The organism is Tabrizicola sp., from assembly GCF_041919135.1.
Classification (GTDB): domain Bacteria; phylum Pseudomonadota; class Alphaproteobacteria; order Rhodobacterales; family Rhodobacteraceae; genus Tabrizicola.
In genome coordinates, this window is sequence record NZ_JAYRUJ010000001.1 from 62,441 (window position 1) to 82,535 (window position 20,095).

Genomic DNA, 20,095 nt, shown 5'->3' on the forward strand with positions numbered 1-20,095 from the left:
TCAATATCCACCTTCCCGATACTAATAATTATTGCTCGACTCAGGGTTGATTTATCCCCGAGTCTTTGGCACCTTGCCCCTGTCCCCAGTATGACTTTCAGCCGCCCCAAGCGGCTGCTGCTTTTCTGGTGCAGTCGGGACATGTCTGCCGAAAATCGGCGCTTTATCAGTGGTTTGGCATGTGCCACAGCCATGAGCGGAGCTTTTTATGGCAACCAGAGAGCAATCCATAACCGCCTACGAGAACGAAGGCGCCCTGCTGACGATCGGCAAGACCGAGATCATCGGTTTTTCCAGTTTCCAGACCGGGACCACCGGCGAACTGGTGGTCGCGGATAACAACAACGACCTGGAATGGGATCTCGCCCCGCCGGAAACCGCGACCTTCGGCGGCCAGCCCGCCACGCTGGTGGCCACCGGCACGGTAACGATCGGGATCAGGATTTCCGTCCTTGGCCTGATCAACCTGCCGGTCAGCCTTTCGACGCCGGTGAATGTCGGCGTGTTCGAGCAGGGCGGCGTGCAATATGTCCGCTTCTACAACGAGGACGGCACCGACGCCGATCCGGCCCAGCTTCTGGACGGGCTCCTGACCGAGGTGCTGGCCGGTGTCGGTGGCCTGTTGCCGCTGGTCGAAGCCGCCCTTGGCCCCCTGGCCACCTATGTCGAGCAGAACGCCCTTCTCACCTTCAACCTGCCCAACGTCGAGGGTGTCGCGCTCACCTGCTTCACCACCGGCACGCTGATCGCCACCCAGCGCGGCGAGGTCCGGGTGGAAGAGCTGAAGCTCGGCGACCTGGTGATGACGCTCGACCACGGTCTCCAGCCGGTGCGCTGGGTGGGCTCGCGGCTGCTGTCGGCCGAGGAGCTGGAGCGCAATCCCCGGTTCCGGCCGATCCGCATCGAGCCCGGCGCGCTTGGCGTGGGGCTGCCGCACCGCCGGCTGACCGTCTCGCCGCAGCACCGCTGCCTGCTGCGCTCGCGGATCGCCGAACGCATGACTGGCGGGCCCGAGGTGCTGGCCGCCGCCAAGCATCTGGTCGGCGCCCCGGGCATCACGATCGAGGAGGAGAGCCGCGAGGTGACCTATATGCACATCCTCTTCGACCGGCACGAACTGGTCTGGTCGAACGGGGCGGTCACCGAATCCTTCTACCTCGGCGAACAGGCGCTCGGCTCGATCGACCGCGAGCAGCGCGAGGAAATCCTGGCGCTCTTCCCCGAACTGGCGCAGGGCCTGCCCGGCGCCCGGCCCGAGGGCGCAAGGCCCTTCATGCGCGGCCGGCTGGCGCGGAAACTGGTCGACCGTTCGCGCTCGAACGGCAAGCCGCTGGTCGAGGCCGCGGCGCAGCCTGCGAAACTGCCAGAAAAGCTGCCTGAAAAGGCGGCGGACAGAAAGCGCGCGCTGGCGGCTTCCTGACCGGAAGGCCGCAGGTCAGCCCTGCCCGGCCAGCGCCTTCTCCAGCTCGGGCACGAAGCGCGCCTCGTAGTCCGTCCCGACCAGCGGCCCGACGAAGCGGAACAGCACCTTGCCCTCGCCATCGATGATGAAGGTCTCGGGCGGGGCGGTGACGCCCCATTCCACCCGGTTGCGGCCGTTCGGATCGGTGGCGACGCCCAGGAAGGGATTGCCCTGCTCGGCCAGATAGGCGGCGGCCTTGGCGTCGTCATCCATCATGTTGACCCCGGCCACGCGAATGCCGCGCCCGGCCATCTCCAGCAGGACCGGATGTTCGGCCCGGCAGGGCGGGCACCAGGTGGCCCAGAAGTTCAGCACCGTCACCTCGCCTGTGCGCAGGTCGGCGTCGGTCAGGACCGGCACCCCCGGCAGGCCGGTGGCCGGCAGCGCCGGGGCCTCGCGCCCGATCAGGACCGAGCGCAGCTCGCCCGGATTGTCGCGATACATGCCGAAATAGAACAACCCCGCCATGCCGAAGAACAGTACCAGCGGCAGCATCAGAAGCCACTTAAGCATCACTTCTCCCTTGCCGCGCCTCGACCTCGGCCAGCGCGCGCTTGACCCGCGCCGCCTGCCAGAGCGACAGCCCCACCAGCGCCGCGATCAGCAGCGCGGCGAGGGCATAGGAGCCGATCACCGCGCCCGCGTATTTCCCCAGTTCCGGCATCACGCCACCCTCTCGCGCGCCAGAAGCGCCTGCAGGCGGCGCTGGCGGATCTCGGTCCTGGTGCGCATCAGGACCATGGTGATGAACAGCAGGATGAACCCCGCGATGCAGACCAGGAGCGGCAGCCAGAACACGTCGGCCACGTTCTCCTCCTTGTCCAGCGACAGCGAGGCCCCCTGGTGCAGCCCCTGGTTCCAGAAGTTCACCGCATAGCGCGACAGCAGCGCGAAGACCGAACCGACGAGGCAGAGGATCGAGGTCAGGTCGGCGGCGGTGTCCGGGTTCTCGATCGCGGACCAGAGCGCGATATAGCCCAGGTAGAACAGGCACAGGATCAGGAACGAGGTCAGCCTCGGATCCCAGGCCCACCATGTCCCCCACATCGGCTGGCCCCAGAGCGCGCCGGTGACCAACGCGATCAGGGTGAAGGTCAGCCCCACCGGCGCGGCGGCCTTGGCGGCAAGCGCGCTGACATGGTGGCGGCGGACGATCCAGATCAGCGAGGCGACCAGCATCATCGCCCAGGCATTGATCGCCATCATCGCCGAGGGCACATGCAGGTAGATGATCTTGACCGTCGAGCCCTGCTTGTAGTCGTCGGGCGTGAAGAAAAAGCCCCAGACAAGGCCGGTGACAAGCAGCGCCACGGTCAGCGCCACCGCCCAGGGCAAGGCCCAGGCCGAGGTCTGCATGAACTTCTTCGGGTTCGCATATTCCCAGATCGACATGGGCCTCGCCTATCCTGTTCCCCGGTATCTCTCAACTCACCATCGCGCGAAAACCTAGCGCAAATTGACGCGCAGCGCCGCGGCGGCGGCAAAGGGCAGCAGCGCCGCCGCGCCCAGGCTGATCGCGGCCAGCAGCGCCAGCGGCGTGGCCAGCGCCATGCCGTCGGCCCCGCGGCGCACGACCTCGGCCCCGAAGATCAGGGTCGGGACGTAAAGCGGCAGGACCAGCAGGCTGAGAAGAAGCCCGCCGCGCCGCAGGCCCACCGTCAGCGCCGCGCCAAAGGCCCCGACCATCGACAGCGTGGGGGTGCCGAGGAGGAGGCTGAGGACCAGCCAGCCATAGGCCGGGGGCGCAAGGTTCAGCAGGACGCCAAGGCCGGGGGCAAGCAGCGTCAACGGCAACCCCGTCACCAGCCAATGCGCCAGCGCCTTCATCGCCACCGCTCCTTCCAGCGGCAGGGGCGAGGTGGCGAGAAGATCGAGCGAGCCGTCCTCATGGTCCAGCGCGAAGATCCGGTCCAGCGACAGAAGGCAGGCGAGCAGCGCCCCGACCCAGAGGATGCCGGGCGCGATCCGGCCCAGCGTCCCGCCTTCGGCGCCCACGCCCAGCGGCACCAGGACCGCGAGGATCAGGAAGAAAGCCAGCCCCAGCCCGAACCCCCCGCCCGAGCGCAGGGCCAGCCGCAGGTCGCGGATGAGAAGCGCCCTCATGCCCTGCCCCCTTGCTCTTTTTCCAAATACTCCCGCCGGAGGCTCCGGCACGGGCCACGGGCATCACGGATCATGCGAAAGCCTCGTCGAAACCGTCGCGGGCCAGGATCCGCGTCCGGTAGGGATCGAGGTCGAGGATCCGCGCCTCGGGCAGGCCGAGGTCGACATGCGTCGCGATGACCGCCGCCCCGCCCTGCCCCAGATGCTCGCGCACCACCCCGGCGAACAGCGCGACCGAGGCCACGTCGAGGCTGACCGTCGGCTCGTCCAGCAGCCAGAGCGGACGGCCGGTGACCAGCAGCCGCGCCAGGCCGAGGCGGCGCTTCTGGCCGGCGGAAAGCTCGCCCGCCCGGCGGCGGATCAGGCCGGCGAGGTCCAGCGCCGCGATGGCGCGCTGGGGCGCGGGGCCGCCGTAGATGCTGGCCCAGAACGCCAGGTTCTCGGCCACGGTCAGGGTGGATTTCAGCCCGTCGGCATGGGCGGCATAGGCGACGGCCTCCGGCGCGAGCATGACCCGCCCCGCGACCGGCGGCTGCAGCCCCGCCAGCGTGCGCAGAAGCGTCGTCTTGCCCGAACCGTTCGGCCCGCGCAGGACCAGCGCCTGCCCGGCGCCGACCGCAAAGCCCAGCCCGGCCAGGACGGTCACCCCGCCACGCGCGACGGAAAGATCGGTGGTCTCCAGTATCATGCGGCAAGGCCTAGCGCATGGAAGGCGGGGCGAAAAGGGGATTGGTCAAGTCACGGGTGCGCGCCTGGTCCTTGGCGGCGGTGAAGCAGGAGCGCGATCTCCATCCCGGATGCATATGCCGCCAGCAGCGCAACATCGATGACCGGGACCAAATTCCTTAAGCAAGGAATTTGTCAAAATTCTTGCTCAAGAATTTTCCGCCTCACACCGGCAGCAGCGCCACCGCGACCCGCCGCCCCTCGCCGAGAAGCACGTTGTAGGTGCGGCAGGCGGTGGGCGAGGCCATGATCTCGACCCCGATCCCCTGCCCCTCCAGCGCCGCGCGAAAGTCCGGCGGCACATGGGCGATCGTCGCTCCGGTGCCGACGAAAAGCACGTCGATCCGCCCGGCCAGCGACAGGGGCGCCACCGTGTCCTCCAGCCCGCCCCAGGGGCCTGCGTCCCATGGGGTGATCAGGCAGGGTCCGCGCAGGACATGGCCGCCCACGCGGAAGAAGCCGGGGCCATAGCCCTCGATCGGCATCGCGCTGCCATAGGTGACTTCGGTCAGCCGCATCGGGCCCCCTCAGGCGTCCACGTCGGCGAATTCGCCCTTGTTCGACTTCTTCGGCTTGTCGCCCCGGTCGACCCCCAGCATCAGCACGATGTTCTTCGCCATGTAGAGCGTCGAATAGCTGCCCAGGATGACGCCCAGGATCATCGCGAAGACAAAGCCGCGGATCACGTCACCGCCGAAGAAGACCAGCACGATCAGCGAGATCAGCGTGGTGGTCGAGGTCATCACCGTGCGCGACAGGGTCTCGTTCGTGGTGAGGTTCATCAGGTCGCGCAGGGGCATCTGCTTGTATTTCGCCAGATTTTCGCGCAGGCGGTCGAAGATCACCACCGTGTCGTTGACCGAATAGCCCAGGATGGTCAGCAGCGCCGCGACGATGGTCAGGTCGAACTTGATCTGGAACAGTGAGAAGATCCCGACCGTCACCAGCACGTCATGGACCAGGGCGGCGACCGTGCCGATGGCGAACTGCCATTCGAAGCGGACCCAGACGTAGAACAGGATCCCCGCCGCGCCGGCCAGCACCGACAGCAGCGCCGAGGTGATCAGCTCCTCCGAGACCTTGGGCCCGACCGATTCCACCGCCGGGAACAGGATCGCTGGATCGACCGCCTTCAGCGCGGTCTCGACCTCGGCGATGACGGCCGGGGTGACGGCTTCCTCGCCCTCGCGGGCCGAGATCCGGATCATCGAGACATGCTGGTCGGGGCGGAAGGCCGGGTCGAAGACCTCGGAGATCGAGACATCGCCCAGGCTGAGGGTCGAGAGCGCCTCGCGATAGGCGCCCACGTCCACGGGGGTGGTCGATTCGGTGCGGATCGTGGTGCCGCCCCGGAAGTCGATGCCGAAGTTCAGCCCCATGACCAGGATGATCACCACCGAGGCGACCATGGCCGCGATGGAGGTGCCGAAGGTCAGCCACTGGATCTTGAAGAAGTCGATGTTGGTCTTTTCGGGGACGAGCCGCAGGCGCCAGGCCATTTTTCACATTCCTCCGGTCAGACCACGATCGTCTTGGGCCGCCTCAGGTCGAACCACAGCTCGACGATGAAGCGCGTCACATAGACGGCGGTGAACATGGATGTCAGGATCCCCAGCCCCAGCGTGACCGCAAAGCCGCGCACCGGGCCCGAGCCGAGCCAGAACATGATGACGGCCGTCAGAAGCCCGGTCACGTTCGAGTCCATGATCGCCGAGAAGGCCCGCTCGAAGCCCATCTCGATGGCGCGGCGCGGATTGCCGCCGTCGCGCAGCTCTTCGCGCATCCTCTCGTAGATCAGCACGTTGGCGTCGACCGCCATGCCCATGGTCAGCACGATCCCGGCGATCCCCGGCAGGGTCAGCGTCGCGCCGATGGTCGAGAGCACCGCCATGATCAGCGCGATGTTGATGGCCAGCGCGATGTTCGCCATCATCCCGAACCAGCCATAGGAGGCGATCATGTAGACCGCGACCGCGACCATGCCGACCAGACCCGCGGCCTTGCCCGCGTCGATCGAATCCTGGCCGAGTTCCGGCCCGATGGTGCGCTCTTCCAGAAAGCTCATCTCGGCCGGCAGGGCGCCCGCGCGCAGCAGGATGGCGAGGTTGGTCGATTCCTCGACGGTGAAGCTGCCGGTGATGATGCCCGAGCCGCCGGGAATATGGCTCTGGATCACCGGGGCCGAGATCACCTCGTTGTCCAGCACGATGGCGAAGGGCGCGCCGATGTTGGCGGCGGTATAGTCGCCGAACTTGCGCGCGCCGGTGGTGTCGAAGCGGAAGCTGACCGAGGGCTTGTTGTTCTGGTCGAAAGAGGGCTGGGCATCCACCAGATCCTCGCCCGAGACGACGGGGCTTTCCTCGACGATGTAGTAGACCCCCTTCTCGTCCACCGAAGGCAGGAGAAGGTTGCGCGGCCCCGGTTTCGCCGCGGCATCGGTGGTCCGGCTGACGACCGCGTTGAAGGTCAGTTTCGCCGTGGTGCCGATCAGGTCCTTCAACTCCTGCGCCGAGCCGATGCCGGGCACCTGGATCAGGATGCGGTCCTGGCCCTGGCGCTGGATCGTCGGCTCGCGCGTGCCGGCCTGGTCGACGCGGCGGCGGATGATCTCCAGCGACTGCTGGATCGTGCGTTCGTCGGTGGCGCGCTTCTCGGCCTCGGAGAGCTGGACGATGATGTCGCTGTCCTGCGCGGTGACGTCCAGCGTGCTCTGGCCGATGCCGGTCAGGGTGACCACGCTGCTGCCAAGGCCGCGCACGGCCTCAAGTGCTGCGGCCATGCCCGCGGGATTCTCGATCGTGACCCGCAGCACCCCCTCGGGCGAGGGCGCGCGGCGGACATTGCCGACCTGGTCGCGCAGGCCGCGCAGGGCGTCGCGCACCTCGGGCCAGAGGGCGTCGATCCGGCTCTTGTAGACATCCTCGACCCGGACCTCGGCCAGAAGATGCGCGCCGCCGCGCAAGTCGAGGCCAAGGTTCATCAGCGCCGAGGGCAGGAGGCCGGGCCATTCGGCCAGCGCGGCCTCCTGGTCAGGGGTCGCGGTGCCGCCCGCGGCCGCGATGGCCGCCGCCGCATCGTTATGCTGCTCGACCCGCGTATAGAACAGGTTCGGCACCGCGGCCAAGATGCCCCAGGCGCAGATCAGAAGGATCAGGCCGCGCTTCCACAGCGCCGTGGATGACATGGTTCAGCTCGCCGCCGGTTCGGTCTTGTTCAGGACCTGGCTGATCGTGTGCCGGATCACCTTGACCTTGACGCCATCGGCGATCTCGACCTCGACCATGCCGTCTTCCTGCACCTTCGAGACCTTGCCGACGATCCCGCCCGAGGTCACGACCTGGTCGCCCCGCCGCAGCGCCTCGACCATCGCGCGGTGGTCCTTCATCTTCTTCTGCTGCGGGCGGATGAGCAGGAAGTAGAAGATCACGAAGATCAGCACGATCGGCAGGAACTGCGCGATTGCGGCCCCGGACGAGGGGGCACCTGCGGCCTGGGCGAAGGCGGGAGTGACGAACATGGGCATCCTTTCCTGCGGGGCGGGCGGCCCTGCATGGGGCGGCCCGATCGATTGTCGCCCATGTAAGGCCTTTCGCGCCCCATTGCCAGAGGGCGCGCGCGCCCCTGGGGCCTCTGCCGACACCTTCCCACCGCCCGCGCAATCGGGCATAAGCGCCCGCGTAAGCGTTCCAGGGGGCCAGACCATGCACGACATCCGCTTCATCCGCGAGAATCCCGCCGCCTTCGACGCGGCGCTGGTGCGGCGTGGACTTCAGCCGCTGTCGGCCGAGCTTCTGGCGCTGGACGAGGCGCGGCGGGCAAAGATCCTCGCGGCCGAGACGGCGGCGGCGGCGCAGAATGCGGCCTCGAAGGACGTGGGGGCGGCCAAGGCGCGGGGCGATGACGCGGAATTCGCGCGGCTGCGCGCGCTGGTGGCCGAGAAGAAGGCCGAGGGCGCGCGGCTGACCGAAGAGGCGGGGGCCGAGGATACCCGCCTGCGCGACGCCCTGATGCGGATCCCGAACATGGCGCTGGAGGAAGTGCCGGAGGGGCCGGACGAGACCGCGAACGTCGAGATCCGCCGCTGGGGCACGCCGCGCGAGATGGCGTTCAAGCCCTTGGAGCATTTCGACATTCCGGCGGCGCAGGGCCTGGACTTTGCCACCGCCGCGAAACTTTCCGGCAGCCGCTTCGTGGTGCTGCGCGGCGCCGTCGCCCGTGTCCACCGGGCGCTGGCGCAGTTCATGCTGGACCTGCATACGTCCGAGCATGGCCTGGCCGAGACCTGGACCCCCGTGCTGGTCAAGGACGAAGCGATGTATGGCACCGGCAACCTGCCGAAATTCGCCGAGGACAGCTATCAGACCACCAACGGCTGGTGGCTGATCCCGACCTCGGAGGTGACGCTGACCAACACCGTCGCGGGCGAGATCCTGGAGGAAGGCGCGCTGCCGATCCGGATGACCGCGCATACCCATTGCTTCCGGTCCGAGGCCGGCTCGGCGGGCAAGGACACCACCGGGATGCTGCGCCAGCACCAGTTCGAGAAGGTCGAGATGGTGACGATCTGCACGCCCGAGACGGCGCTGGCGGAACACGAGCGGATGACGAAATGCGCCGAAGCCGTGCTGGAACGGCTGGGCCTGCCCTACCGCACCATCGTGCTGTGCACCGGCGACATGGGATTCGGCGCGCAGAAGACGCATGACCTGGAGGTCTGGCTGCCCGGCCAGAACACCTATCGCGAGATTTCCAGCGTCTCGACCTGCGGCCAGTTCCAGGCGCGGCGGATGAACGCACGCTATCGGCCCGCCCGGTCTGAAAGTGGGTTCGGCAAGCCCGAATTCGTGGCGACGCTGAACGGCTCGGGCCTGGCCGTCGGGCGCTGCCTGATCGCGGTGCTGGAGAACGGGCAAGAGGCCGACGGCTCGATCACCTTGCCTGCGGCGCTGGTGCCCTGGCTTGGCGGCAGGACCCGGATCACCGCAGAGGGCGCGCTGGTCTAAGGCAGGGGCGGGCCAAATTCCTTGAGCAAGGAATTTGACAAGAATTTTCCTTGAAATTCTTGGGCCCGCCCTACTGCCCGGTGTTCTTTTCCTTGTGCTTGCGCAGCCGCGACGGCGTGTTGAACTTGCGCTCCTTCCACGGGTTCTGGTCGCCCTGGCTGCGCAGGAACAGCCGGATCGGCGTGCCCGGCATGTCGAAATGGTCGCGCAACCCGTTGACCAGATAGCGTTTGTAGCTTTCCGGCAGTTCGTCGGGACGCGAGCATTTGATCACGAAGCCCGGCGGCCGGGTCTTGGCCTGGGTCATGTAGCGCAGCTTGATCCGGTGGCCGCCGGGGGCTGGCGGCGGGTGCGCCTCGGTCATCGCGCCCAGCCATGAGTTCAGCTTGGCGGTCGGCACGCGGCGGTTCCAGACGTCATGCGCCTTCAGGATCGCGTCATGCAGCCGGTCGAGGCCCCGCCCCGTCTTGGCGCTGACGGTGACAAGGGGGGCACCACGCAACTGCGGCAGGAGACGCTCGAACATCTCCTTCAACTCGGCCAGCTTTTCCTGCTTGTCGTCCTCGAGGTCCCATTTGTTGACCGCGACCACGACCGCCCGGCCTTCGGTTTCGGCGAAATCGGCGATGCGCAGGTCCTGCACCTCGAAGGGGATCTCGACGTCGAGGAGGACGACCACCACCTCGGCAAACCGCACGGCGCGGAGGCCGTCGGCGACGGAGAGCTTTTCCAGCTTTTCCACCACCTTGGCCTTCTTCCGCATCCCGGCCGTGTCCCAGATGCGGATCGGCGTGCCCTGCCAGTCGGCGCGGACGGAAATGGCGTCGCGGGTGATCCCGGCCTCCGGGCCCGTAAGCATCCGGTCGGTGCCGAGGATCTTGTTGATCAGCGTCGATTTCCCGGCGTTCGGACGGCCGATCACGGCGATCTGCAGCGGTTTCGTCGCGGTGGGCTTGTGGGCAGTCTCGTCCGCCTCAAGCTCGGCGTCTTCTTCCGAGATATCGGTGTCGGTCTCCGGCAGCATCTCGGCTTCGCGGGGGGCGAATTCCTCCTCGAAGGGCTTCAGCGCGTGGTAAAGGTCGTCCATCCCCTCGCCATGTTCGGCCGAGAGGCGGATCGGATCGCCAAGGCCCAGGCTGTAGGCCTCCAGCGCGCCGGAATCGCCCGCCTTGCCCTCGGCCTTGTTCACGCCGAGGAGGACGCGGGCGGCCTTCTTGCGCAGGATGTCGGCAAAGACCTCGTCCGAGGGGGTGACGCCGACGCGCCCGTCGATCAGGAACAGGCAGACGTCGGCCATGTCGACCGCGCGTTCGGTCAGCCGCCGCATCCGGCCTTGCAAGGAGTCGTCGGTGACCTCCTCCAGCCCCGCGGTGTCGATCACGGTGAAGCGCAGGTCGAAAAGCCGGGCGTCGCCCTCGCGCAGGTCGCGGGTCACGCCGGGCTGGTCGTCGACTAGCGCCAGCTTGCGCCCGACAAGGCGGTTGAAGAGCGTCGACTTGCCCACATTCGGGCGGCCCACGATGGCGAGGGTGAAGGTCATGTCTTGCGTCCAGGCTTCGCGAAGCCGCCCAGATACACGGCTTCGCCCCTATCGGAAAGCGTGAAGTTGCCCGTTGCCGCCGACGACATAAAGCGTGCCCCCCGCGACGGCCGGCTGGGTGGCCGCCCCGCCGGGGATTTCCGCGCTGTAGGTGAGCGACCCATCGGTCGGATCGAAGGCGCGCAACAGGCCGTCGGAGGACACCACCATCACCCGCCCGCCCGCAAGCACCGGGCCGTAATGGGCAAAGATCGCCTTGCGCTTCTTGATCTTTTCCTTGGTGTAATAGGGCATCGGCACCGACCAGATCACCGCGCCCGTCGCGGCGTCCAGGCGCACCAGCTCGGCCTCGTCGTTGACCAGGAAGACCGAGCCGCCCGCCACCGCGACCGGACCCAGCGCACCCTCGCCCGCCGACCAGATCTTCTCGCCCGAGGCGGAGGACATCGCCACCGTCCGGCCCGAGCCGGTGCCGGCGTAAAGCGTGCCGCCGTCGATCACCGCATCGGCCGTCACATCCGGGGTCAGGGCATAGGCCGCGCCCAGCCGCTTGCCGGCCAGCGAGGATTGCCAGATCTTGTTGCCGCCGCCGATCTTCAGCACCGCCATCAGGTCGCCCCCGGACGAGGGGAAGATCACCGCGCGGTCGCCGACCGTGGGGGCCGCGCTGCCGAGATAGCCGGACGCCCCGGGGGTGCCGACGACCTGCCAGAGGACCTTGCCGTCCTTCGCGTCGATCGCCCAGGCCGAGCCGTCGCGGGCGCTGACATAAACCGCGTTGCCATCCGTCGCGGGCGCGCCGGTCACCGGAGCATCGACGCGCTGGCGCCAGAGCACCTGGCCCGAGGCCGCGTCCAGCGCCACGACCTCGCCATAGGTGGTGGCGGCGTAAAGCCGCCCCTCGCCCGCCGCCAGCCCGCCGCCCGAGACGCCGCCGCCCTTGTCGAAGCTGGCGGTCAGGTCGGCCGACCAGAGCGTTCCGCCCCCCGTCGAGGTCGCGGTCACGACCGAGCCCGCGTCCATCGTGAACACCCGCCCGCCCGAGACGACCGGGGCCGCCGCGATACGGGCCCTGCGGCTGGAGCCCGCGCCGATATTCGCGCTCCACACCCGCTGCGGCGTGGGCGAGAGGGCGGCATGCGGCATCAGGTGGCGGGCATTGCCGCCGCGATGGGTCCATTCGCCGGTATTGCTTTGCCCCGGCAGCGCGATCGCCAGGCTGGCATTGCCCGGCTCGGCCGGGGCGGTGGGGGCGGGCTCGCCCTCGACCGGGCGCGAGGCGTCAAGGTCGGCCCGGACCGGGAAACGCTCGCCCTGAAGGACCAGTTCCTTCGGTCCGCAGGCCGCCAGAAGCGCCAGGAGGGCCGTGCCCGTCATCAGCCTGATCGTCATGCCAGCCACCTGCAAGCTTCCTTCCGTCATGTCCTTCGCCATCAGCCGGACGAGGCCTCGGGCGGGGTGCCGCCAAGCGCCGTCACCACCTGCCCCGCCCGCGCCTTCAGGGCGCCCGAGGCTTCCTGATCCTGCATCAGCGCCTGCAGCGCGGTGATCGCGGCCTCGCTCTGGCCTTCCTCGATCAGGAGATAGGCAAGCTGTTCCTCGGCCAGGGTGCGATAGGGCCGGCCCGGCGCGGCGATGGCCTGCAGCGCGCTGCGGCGGTCGGCCAGTTCCATCCCGGCGCCCGCGACAAGCACCCGGCGCAGCGTGGCCAGGTCGCGGTAGCTGACGGGCAGCGCGGCGTCGGCGATGATCGCGTCCAGCGCGGCGAGGGTGGCGGGCTGGTCGGCCTTGGGGTCCGAGGCCAGGATCAGGTTCAGGATCGCGCCCTGCTGGCCGTCGGCCGGGATCGCGGCCAGCGCGGCGCGGCGCTCCTCGGGCGAGCCGAGGTCGAGCGCGTCGATCAGCGCGTCGCCGAAAGCCTCGGCCCGCGCCTCGGCCCGGGATTTCGACCATTCGTTCCAGGCCGCGCCGCCGACGATGGCAAGGACCAGAAGGACGCCGATCCAGCCGTATTTGCGGAACAGGCCGAACAGGCGGTCGCGGCGGACCTCTTCGGTGACTTCCTCGATGAAGCTGTCCGGATTGCTCACACGCCGCCCCTTGCCTGTGCTTCAGGCCCTGCCTTCGCTTTGCATCGTCTTACAGGGAAAGGCCAAGCGTTGCCAAGCCCCGCCCCACCGGGGTCGGCGGTCAGAATTCCGTGGGCAGGCCCAGGGCGCGGCGGAAACCGGCGATCCAGTCCTCATAGCCCTGCGGCAGGCTGCCACCGGCCTGCATCTCCTCCAGGATCGCCAGGGCCTCGCGGTTCTCGGCGGTGGGGTCCTGCAGAAGCGTGCCGCGCATGTCCAGCGCGCGGACCACGTCCAGCCGGTACCAGGGATCATCCGGATAGGTTGCCGCAAGGTTGCGCATCATCGACAGGCTGGTGTCCTGATGCGACAGCGCCTGGTCCATGTCGCCGGTCGCCGCCAGCATCGCCGCCACCCGCTCGTAGCTGATGGCAAGGTCGCGATACCAGCCCGGCTCGCTGCTGTCGCGGCCGACCAGCCATTCGCGCAGGGCAAGGCTCTCGCGGTGGCTTTTCAGCGCGCCGGCCGGATCGCCCGCCTTTTCCTGCGCATTGCCCAGCCGCTCCAGCCCCACGGCAAGATCGCTGGCCCAGGAGGTGTTGTAGGCGTCGATGTCGATCAGGCGGCTGCCCATCGCCACCATGTCGCGGAAGGTGGCGACGGCGGCGCGGGAATCGCCCAGCTGGTCCTGCGCGTCGCCCAGCCGGTTCAGCGCGACCAGACGGTTCTGGATATGGGAGGTCTCCTCCGGGGCAAGCTGGATCAGCCGGTCGGCCGTCGCCATGCCCGCCTGCGCCACCACCAGCGCCTCGCTGCCGCGGCCGAGGTCCAGCAGAAGCAGGCTGTGCCGGTTCTGCGCCAGCGCCAGGTCATAGAGATCGAAGGTCGATTCCGGCGCCGCCCCCGCGATCTGCTGCCGCAGCTCCACCGTCTCGGCCAGCAGGGGCTCGGCCGCGGCACTGTCGCCCCCGGCGATCCGCATGTCCGCCACCCGCATCAGCGAGAAGGTCAGGTCGCGCCGGTATTGCACCACGGTCGGGTCGGCCGCGACCATCGCGCGGCGCAGCGCCAGCGCCTCGTCATGCGAGGCGCTGGCGCCCACCGGATCGCCCATCGCCTCGCGCAGGTCGCCGATCTTCTCCAGCGCGATGCCAAGATCGCGCTGCCGGGGCAGGTTCTCGGGGTCGAGCATCACGATCCCCTGCCGCAGCTCGAGCGAGCGTTCCTGCGCCGCCAGCGCCGCCACCAGGTCGTTCTGGTCGTAAAGGATGTCCCCCACCCGCTCGTGGCTGACCGAAAGGTCGCGCTGCCAAAGCATGTTGGTCGGGTCAAGCGCGGCCAGCCGCTCGCGGATCGCCAGCGCGGCCTGATGCGCCAGCAGCGCCGAGTCCTGGTCGCCGCGTCGGTTGTTGATGTCGCCGATCCGCTCGAAGGTGACGGCAAGGTCGCGCTGGCGCAGGGTGTTGCCGGGGTCCAGCGCGGCCAGTTCCTCGCGGATCGCCAGCGACTTGCCATAGGTCTCCAGGCCTGCCTCGAAATCGCCGTCCTCGACCAGCGTGTCGCCGATGCGTTCATAGCTGACCGAAAGGTCGCGGCGGATCTCCTCGTCGCCGGGATATTCCGCCGCCAGCGCCTCGGTCACCTCCAGCGAGATGACGAAGGCCGCGCGGGCCCCGGCCTTGTCGCCCATCGCCGCCAGCACGTCGCCCAGCCGCTCCTGCGTGAACGAGATGTCGCGACGGTAGGTCGGGCTGGCCGGGTCCGTCGCCAGCAGTGCCTCGGCCAGCACCAGCGCCTCGCGGTGGGCTTCCAGCGCGCCGGCAAAGTCGTTGCGGGCCAGGCGGATCTCGCCCAGCTTGTTGCGGGCCACCTGGCGGTCGCGCATCAGGTCGGGGTCGTCCGGCATCTGGTCGGCCTGCCATTGCGAGAACTCCAGCGCGCTGGCATAGGCGGTCTCGGCCTCGCGCAGATAGCCCTGCTGCTCCAGCACGTCGCCCATGCTGTTCAGCGACCAGATCAGCTCGCGCACCCAGCCGACATCGGTGGGATCGGCCGCGATCCGGGCCTGGGCATAGTCGCTGCGGCGGCTGTAGGCGGCCAGCGCGCCCTGGGTATTGCCGGCCACCAGTTGCAGGTCGCCCAGATCGGCCAGTGCGGCCGTGTAGTTGAACTGGGTCTCGCGGTCCAGGTCCTCGTCCTCGACCTCGGCATAAAGGGCGACGGCCTTGCCCAGGTCCGAGATCGCCAGGTCATAGCGCAGGTCGGTGCGGGCGGCGTTGGCGTTCAGAAGATGGGTCGCGGCTTCCGACAGGGTGCGCGACAGATAGGTCTCGCGGATCGTGCTGCGGGCGGTGGCGTCGATCTCGGCCGCCTCGGTCAGCAGCGAGCGGGCGGTGTCGAAGGCACCCAGCGTCAGCGCCTCGTCGGCTTGTCCGCGCAGGTCGGCCACGCGCGGGTCGTCCGAGCGGAAGCGTTGCAATTCGGTCTGGAACTGCTCGTAGGACTGCGCGGCTTCCAGCAGCAGGCGGGCGCGTTCCTCGGGCGATTGCGCCTCCAGATCGGCCGAAAGCAGGGCGGCGTACAGCGGGGCGAGCGGCAGGTTGCGGGTGGCGGCCAGCGTCTCGACCTCGGCGCGCAGCTCTGGCGTGAGGTCGGCCATGGCGATCAGCAGCTGGTCGCGTTCGGGCAGCGCGCCCTGCCCGGTGATGAACACCAGTTCCGGCAGGCCGCTTTCAATATAGGGCAATTGCCGGCCCCGGCTGCGGTCATAGACGTCCTGCTGCACCAGCGTCAGCGCGGTGCGCAACTCCACCCCCGCCGTGCCAAGATGGCGCGAGAGGGCCGAGGTGAAGGGGGAATTGTCGCCCTCGCCATCGGCGGCGGTCTCGTTCGGGGCGGCGGCAAAGGCGAAGAGGACGCCATCCGCCCGCCCCATCCGGCCCAGCCCCGGCGCGGGCTGGCCCTGCGCCACCACCGGCGGATCGTCCGCCAGCGCGGCCGCCCCGCGCCCCTCGGCCCCGCCGCCGGCGAAGGGATCGTCGCGACAGGCGTCCAGCAGCATGATCACCACCGGCGCCACCGCCTGCAGCGCCGCCTGCGCCTCGGAGAGCGGCAGCGCGGTCGCCGCCAGACTCTCGGCCGAGCCGGCATCGGTGTCGGTCGGCAAGAGGTAGTTCACCCCGTCGATCGCCACCCCATGCCCGGCGAAGAACAGCAGCGCCACATCCGCGCCCTTCGCATCGGCCTGGAAATCCTCCAGCGCGCGGCGGGTGCGGCGCAGGTCGCGGTTGGTCTCGACGTAGACCTCGAAATCCAGCTTCTCGAGCAGTTCCTCCATCACCCGGGCGTCGTTCGACGGGTTGGTGAGCGGCCGGATGCTGCGGTAGTCGTCCACCGCCAGGATCAGGGCCACGCGACGCTCGGCCAGGGCCGCGACCGCAAGGCCCAGCCAGAGCGCCACCACCAGAACCACCCGCCCCGGAACCACCCGCCAAGCCATCGCCCGCCCCTTCCGCGATGGGCAGAGAATGGGCAAGCCCGGCCGGATGGTCAAAGGAAAAACCCTGTCATCCGGCCGCTTGACCTGCGGCGGTCAGGCGGCCTCGCCCTCTGCGGCCTGGGTCGCCTCCTCGGCCGACTGGCGTTCCCACATCTGGGCATAGCGGCCCCGCCGCGCCAGAAGCTGCTCGTGCCGGCCCTGTTCGACCACGCGCCCGTCGTCCAGCACCAGGATCTGGTCGGCATCGGCGATGGTCGAGAGCCGGTGCGCGATGGTGATCACGCTGCGGCCCTGGCCCATGTCGCGCAGGGATTCCTGGATCGAACGCTCGGTCTGGGTGTCCAGCGCGCTGGTCGCCTCGTCCAGGATCAGGATCGGCGGGTTCTTCAGCAGCGTCCGGGCGATCCCCACCCGCTGCTTCTCGCCGCCGGAAAGCTTCAGCCCGCGCTCGCCCACCACGGTGTCATAGCCCTGCGGCAGGCGCATGACGAAATCATGGATCCGCGCCGCCCTGGCCGCCGCCTCGATCTCGGCTTCGCTGGCGCCGGCGCGGCCATAGGCGATATTGTAGCGGATGGTGTCGTTGAACAGCACCGTATCCTGCGGCACCACCCCGATCGCCTGGTGCAGCGAGGTCTGCGTCACCTCGCGGATGTCCTGGCCGTCGATGCGGATCGCGCCGCCCTGGATGTCGTAGAAGCGGAACAGAAGCCGCCCGATGGTGGACTTGCCCGAGCCCGAGGTGCCGACCAGCGCCAGACGCTCGCCGGGGGCGATGCGGAAGCTGATGCCCTTCAGGATCTCGCGCTCGGCCTCATAGTGGAAGCGGACGTCGGTGAAGGTGATCTCGCCGCCCGTGACCTCCAGCGCCCTGGCGTCCGGGGCATCGGTGACCTCGGCCGGCTGGGCCAGGAGGCCGAACATCTCGCCCATGTCGACCAGCGCCTGCCGGATCTCGCGGTAGACGGTGCCAAGGAAGTTCAGCGGCATGGTGATCTGGATCATGTAGGCGTTGACCATGACGAAATCGCCCACGGTCAGGGTGCCCGCCCGCACGCCAAGCGCGCTCATCGCCATGACGATGACGAGGCCGGTGGTGATCAGGAAGGATTGCCCCACGTTCAGGAACGAAAGCGACAGGCCGGTGCGGACGGCGGCCGATTCGTATTGCCGCATCGCGCCGTCATAACGCTCGGCCTCGCGCAGTTCGGCGTTGAAATACTTGACGGTCTCGAAGTTCAGCAGGCTGTCGATCGCCTTCTGGTTGGCGTCGGTGTCCTGGTCGTTCATCTCGCGCCGCAGCTTGACCCGCCATTCGGTGACCTTGAAGGTGAACCAGACGTAAAGCGCGATGGTGGCGATCACCACGGCGGCATATTGCCAGCCGAAGAACCAGGCGAAGATGGCCGCGACCATGGTCAGTTCCAGGATCAGCGGCCCGATCGAGAACAGCATGAAGCGCAACAGGAAATCGACGCCCTTCACCCCGCGCTCGATGATCCGGCTCAACCCGCCGGTCTTGCGGGTGATGTGATAGCGCAGGCTGAGGCGGTGGATATGGGTGAAGGTCTCGATCGCCAGGCGGCGGATCGCGCGCTGGCCGACCCGGACGAAGACCGCGTCGCGCAATTCGGCAAAGGCGACCGCGCCCAGCCGGGCAAGGCCATAGGCCACCACCAGCCCCACCGCGCCCAGGCCCAGCATCATCCCCTTGTCCGAGGTCGTGCCGGACAGGTTGTCCACCGCCAGCTTGTAGAACCAGGGCGTCGAGACCGAAACCAGCTTGGCCATCAGAAGCAGCACCAGCGCCGCCACCACGCGGCGCTTCACCCAGGGGTGGTCCTTGGGCCAGAGATAGGGGGCGACCCGGCGCAGGGTGTGCCAGCCCGAGGCGGGAGCTGCCGGCATGTCGGCGGAAGTGGCGGTCGAGGTGGTGCGGCGCATGGTCCTGATTCTCTGGCGTCCCGGCCATTGCGGCGCAGGCCGGGTTCGGCTATGGTCATTTAAACCGTTCTTGAATAGTTGAACGATGGATAGAAGTAAAGCCCTCGCCGCCCTTGCCGCCCTGGCGAACGATTCCCGTCTCAGCCTGATCCGCCTGCTGGTGCAGCGGGGCGACCAGGGCATGGCCGCGGGCGAGATCGCGCAGGCGCTCGGCCTTTCCGCCCCGCGCCTGTCCTTCCACCTTTCCGCGCTGGAGCAGGCCGGGCTGATCCGCTCGCGCCGGGCGGCGCGCAATGTGATCTACAGCGTCAATGCGACCGGGCTGGGGCGCACGATCTCGTATCTTCTGAACGATTGCTGCTGCGACCACCCCGAGGTGCTGGCGGCCTGCGCCCATGGCCGTCAGGGCGAGGCCGCGGAAGTCGCGGCTTCGGGGACCGAGAAGACCTGACCGGGATAGATCAGGTCGGGGTCGCGGATCTTGTCACGATTGGCCTCGAACACCTGGACGTACAGCACGCCGTCGCCATAGCGTTCCTGCGCGATGCCCCAGAGGGTGAAGCCGGGCTGGACGGTGACCGTCACCGGAACCGCCGCGGCAGCCACCGTCGCGTCTGCGGGTTCGGCAGGTCCGGGCGCCGGCACGGCTTCGGCGGTCGGGGTTTCAACCGGCTGGGGCTCGGCGGGCTGAAGTTCGGCGGGCGGGGTTTCGGCGGTCACCCCGGCCGGGGCCTCCTTGACCGGCGGCGCGGGCGGGGCGGCGACGGCGGCCAGGGCCTCCAGCGTCTCGCGCTTGAACGGGGTCTCGAAGCGCGAGACGACCTTGCCCGTAGCGTCCAGCTGATCGACCCGCAGGGTATAGATGCCCGGCGCGGTGCCCGGCAGGTCGGCCAGCCAGAGCCCGGTGCCCGGCGTGGCAAGCTCGGCCTTCAAGGCATTGTCCAGATAGATCCGAAGCTGCGCGCCTGGCGTCGCACGGCCGCCGACCCGCACCTCGCCCGAGGGGGTATAGGTGATCGCGTCGACCGTCACCTCGCCGGTCGCCGCCAGTTCTGCACCCGGATCCTGCAGGACCACCGCCCCTTCCTCCGAGAGCAGGAGCGCGGGCGGACCCGCCTCGGCTGCGGGCTCGGACGCAGGCAGGACTGCCGTTTCGGGCGCAGTCGCCTCGGGCACCGTCCCGGCCGCCGCCTCGTCCGGGGCCTCCACCGGGGCCTCGACCGCGGCCTCGGGCAGCGCCGCCAGGTCCGGCCCGGCCGAGGCGGCGTCGGCCACCGGAGCCGGCTCTGCCGGGCCCGCGATCGGCCCCAGCGCCACCATCTGCGGCGAGGCGACGGCCGCGCCGCCGGGCGCGGTCATCGACAGCCACATCAGGCTGGGGGCGGGATTGGGCGGCAGGGTGAAGACCAGCGCGAACTCGCCCGAAGCGCCGGCCGTCCCCTCGGCCATGGCGACGCCGTCCACGATCACCTCGACCTTCGCCCCCGCCAGCGCCAGCCCCGAGACCACCGCCCCGCCATCCGGCGCCACCCGCCAGACGTCGATCTGCGGCAGGGCCGGCACCGGAGCGGGCTCGGTCACCGGCGGCGGGGTCGGCGCGGCGGCGATCTCGACCGGGACGGGCCCGGGCGCGGGATCGGGGCGCAGCGCCTGCCAGCCCAGGTAGCCGACCCCCGCCAGAAGCAGCCCACCGCCCCCCAGGATCAGCGCCCGCGTCCCCGGAGCCGTCCCCGCCCATGCCGACATGCC

General features: G+C 69.0%; 18 protein-coding genes. 3 read left to right on the forward strand and 15 right to left on the reverse strand.

Features of this window, described 5'->3' with window-relative positions; genetic code table 11:
* Positions 1-208: 208 nt before the first annotated feature.
* Positions 209-1,420 carry a Hint domain-containing protein gene (locus ACE3UA_RS00290; RefSeq protein ID WP_374641321.1) on the forward strand — a complete coding sequence of 404 codons (1,212 nt, stop codon included), beginning with the start codon at positions 209-211 and terminating at the stop codon, positions 1,418-1,420.
* Positions 1,421-1,435: 15 nt separating this feature from the next.
* Here ACE3UA_RS00290 and ACE3UA_RS00295 read toward each other — a convergent pair whose 3' ends face one another.
* The 9 genes from ACE3UA_RS00295 to yajC all read right to left on the reverse strand — a co-directional run bounded on the left by ACE3UA_RS00295 (position 1,436) and on the right by yajC (position 7,808).
* On the reverse strand, positions 1,436-1,975 hold the full coding sequence (locus tag ACE3UA_RS00295) for a DsbE family thiol:disulfide interchange protein (RefSeq protein WP_374641323.1): 540 nt from the start codon (positions 1,973-1,975) through the stop codon (positions 1,436-1,438).
* Complete coding sequence (gene ccmD / locus ACE3UA_RS00300; protein ID WP_374641325.1) at positions 1,968-2,126, reverse strand: heme exporter protein CcmD; 159 nt, start codon at positions 2,124-2,126, stop codon at positions 1,968-1,970. The genes ACE3UA_RS00295 and ccmD overlap by 8 nt, the downstream gene beginning before the upstream one ends.
* The gene (locus ACE3UA_RS00305; protein WP_374641327.1) at positions 2,126-2,854 is read right to left on the reverse strand and encodes a heme ABC transporter permease; all 729 of its coding nucleotides are present in this window, start codon (positions 2,852-2,854) and stop codon (positions 2,126-2,128) included. The genes ccmD and ACE3UA_RS00305 overlap by 1 nt, the downstream gene beginning before the upstream one ends.
* A 54-nt stretch (positions 2,855-2,908) precedes the next feature.
* Positions 2,909-3,565 (reverse strand): heme exporter protein CcmB, encoded by a 657-nt coding sequence (gene ccmB, locus ACE3UA_RS00310; RefSeq protein WP_374641329.1) that lies wholly within the window; start codon positions 3,563-3,565, stop codon positions 2,909-2,911.
* Positions 3,566-3,635: 70 nt separating this feature from the next.
* Entirely contained in the window at positions 3,636-4,253 is a 618-nt protein-coding gene (gene ccmA / locus ACE3UA_RS00315) for a heme ABC exporter ATP-binding protein CcmA (protein WP_374641331.1), read from the reverse strand.
* Between the two features lie 202 nt (positions 4,254-4,455).
* Positions 4,456-4,809: an Mth938-like domain-containing protein gene (locus tag ACE3UA_RS00320; RefSeq protein WP_374641333.1), complete on the reverse strand. Its 354-nt coding sequence runs from the start codon at positions 4,807-4,809 to the stop codon at positions 4,456-4,458.
* A gap of 9 nt (positions 4,810-4,818) precedes the next feature.
* Positions 4,819-5,790, reverse strand: a complete 972-nt coding sequence (gene secF / locus ACE3UA_RS00325; RefSeq protein WP_374641335.1) for a protein translocase subunit SecF — start codon at positions 5,788-5,790, stop codon at positions 4,819-4,821.
* Positions 5,791-5,807: 17 nt separating this feature from the next.
* Positions 5,808-7,475 (reverse strand): protein translocase subunit SecD, encoded by a 1,668-nt coding sequence (gene secD / locus ACE3UA_RS00330; protein ID WP_374641336.1) that lies wholly within the window; start codon positions 7,473-7,475, stop codon positions 5,808-5,810.
* Between the two features lie 3 nt (positions 7,476-7,478).
* Positions 7,479-7,808, reverse strand: a complete 330-nt coding sequence (gene yajC / locus ACE3UA_RS00335) for a preprotein translocase subunit YajC (protein ID WP_197642756.1) — start codon at positions 7,806-7,808, stop codon at positions 7,479-7,481.
* A gap of 184 nt (positions 7,809-7,992) precedes the next feature.
* Here yajC and serS point away from each other — a divergent pair, with 184 nt between their 5' ends.
* Positions 7,993-9,294: a serine--tRNA ligase gene (gene serS, locus ACE3UA_RS00340; protein WP_374641338.1), complete on the forward strand. Its 1,302-nt coding sequence runs from the start codon at positions 7,993-7,995 to the stop codon at positions 9,292-9,294.
* 70 nt (positions 9,295-9,364) lie between these two features.
* On the opposite strand, the gene der is transcribed toward serS, so the two are convergent.
* From der to ACE3UA_RS00365, 5 genes are all read right to left on the reverse strand, one after another.
* Positions 9,365-10,834 (reverse strand): ribosome biogenesis GTPase Der, encoded by a 1,470-nt coding sequence (der, locus tag ACE3UA_RS00345; protein ID WP_374641340.1) that lies wholly within the window; start codon positions 10,832-10,834, stop codon positions 9,365-9,367.
* Between the two features lie 48 nt (positions 10,835-10,882).
* A complete protein-coding gene (locus tag ACE3UA_RS00350; RefSeq protein WP_374641342.1) occupies positions 10,883-12,226 on the reverse strand; it encodes a PQQ-binding-like beta-propeller repeat protein in 1,344 nt (447 codons plus the stop codon).
* 41 nt (positions 12,227-12,267) lie between these two features.
* Positions 12,268-12,924 carry a hypothetical protein gene (locus ACE3UA_RS00355; RefSeq protein WP_374641344.1) on the reverse strand — a complete coding sequence of 219 codons (657 nt, stop codon included), beginning with the start codon at positions 12,922-12,924 and terminating at the stop codon, positions 12,268-12,270.
* Positions 12,925-13,024: 100 nt separating this feature from the next.
* Complete coding sequence (locus ACE3UA_RS00360) at positions 13,025-16,402, reverse strand: caspase family protein (RefSeq protein WP_374641346.1); 3,378 nt, start codon at positions 16,400-16,402, stop codon at positions 13,025-13,027.
* A gap of 93 nt (positions 16,403-16,495) precedes the next feature.
* Entirely contained in the window at positions 16,496-18,346 is a 1,851-nt protein-coding gene (locus ACE3UA_RS00365) for an ABC transporter ATP-binding protein/permease (RefSeq protein WP_374641348.1), read from the reverse strand.
* An 85-nt stretch (positions 18,347-18,431) separates the two neighbouring features.
* Here ACE3UA_RS00365 and ACE3UA_RS00370 point away from each other — a divergent pair, with 85 nt between their 5' ends.
* Positions 18,432-18,797: an ArsR/SmtB family transcription factor gene (locus ACE3UA_RS00370; protein ID WP_374641350.1), complete on the forward strand. Its 366-nt coding sequence runs from the start codon at positions 18,432-18,434 to the stop codon at positions 18,795-18,797.
* Here ACE3UA_RS00370 and ACE3UA_RS00375 read toward each other — a convergent pair.
* Positions 18,749-20,092 (reverse strand): LysM peptidoglycan-binding domain-containing protein, encoded by a 1,344-nt coding sequence (locus tag ACE3UA_RS00375; protein ID WP_374641352.1) that lies wholly within the window; start codon positions 20,090-20,092, stop codon positions 18,749-18,751. The genes ACE3UA_RS00370 and ACE3UA_RS00375 overlap by 49 nt on opposite strands.
* Between the last annotated feature and the right edge of the window lie 3 nt (positions 20,093-20,095).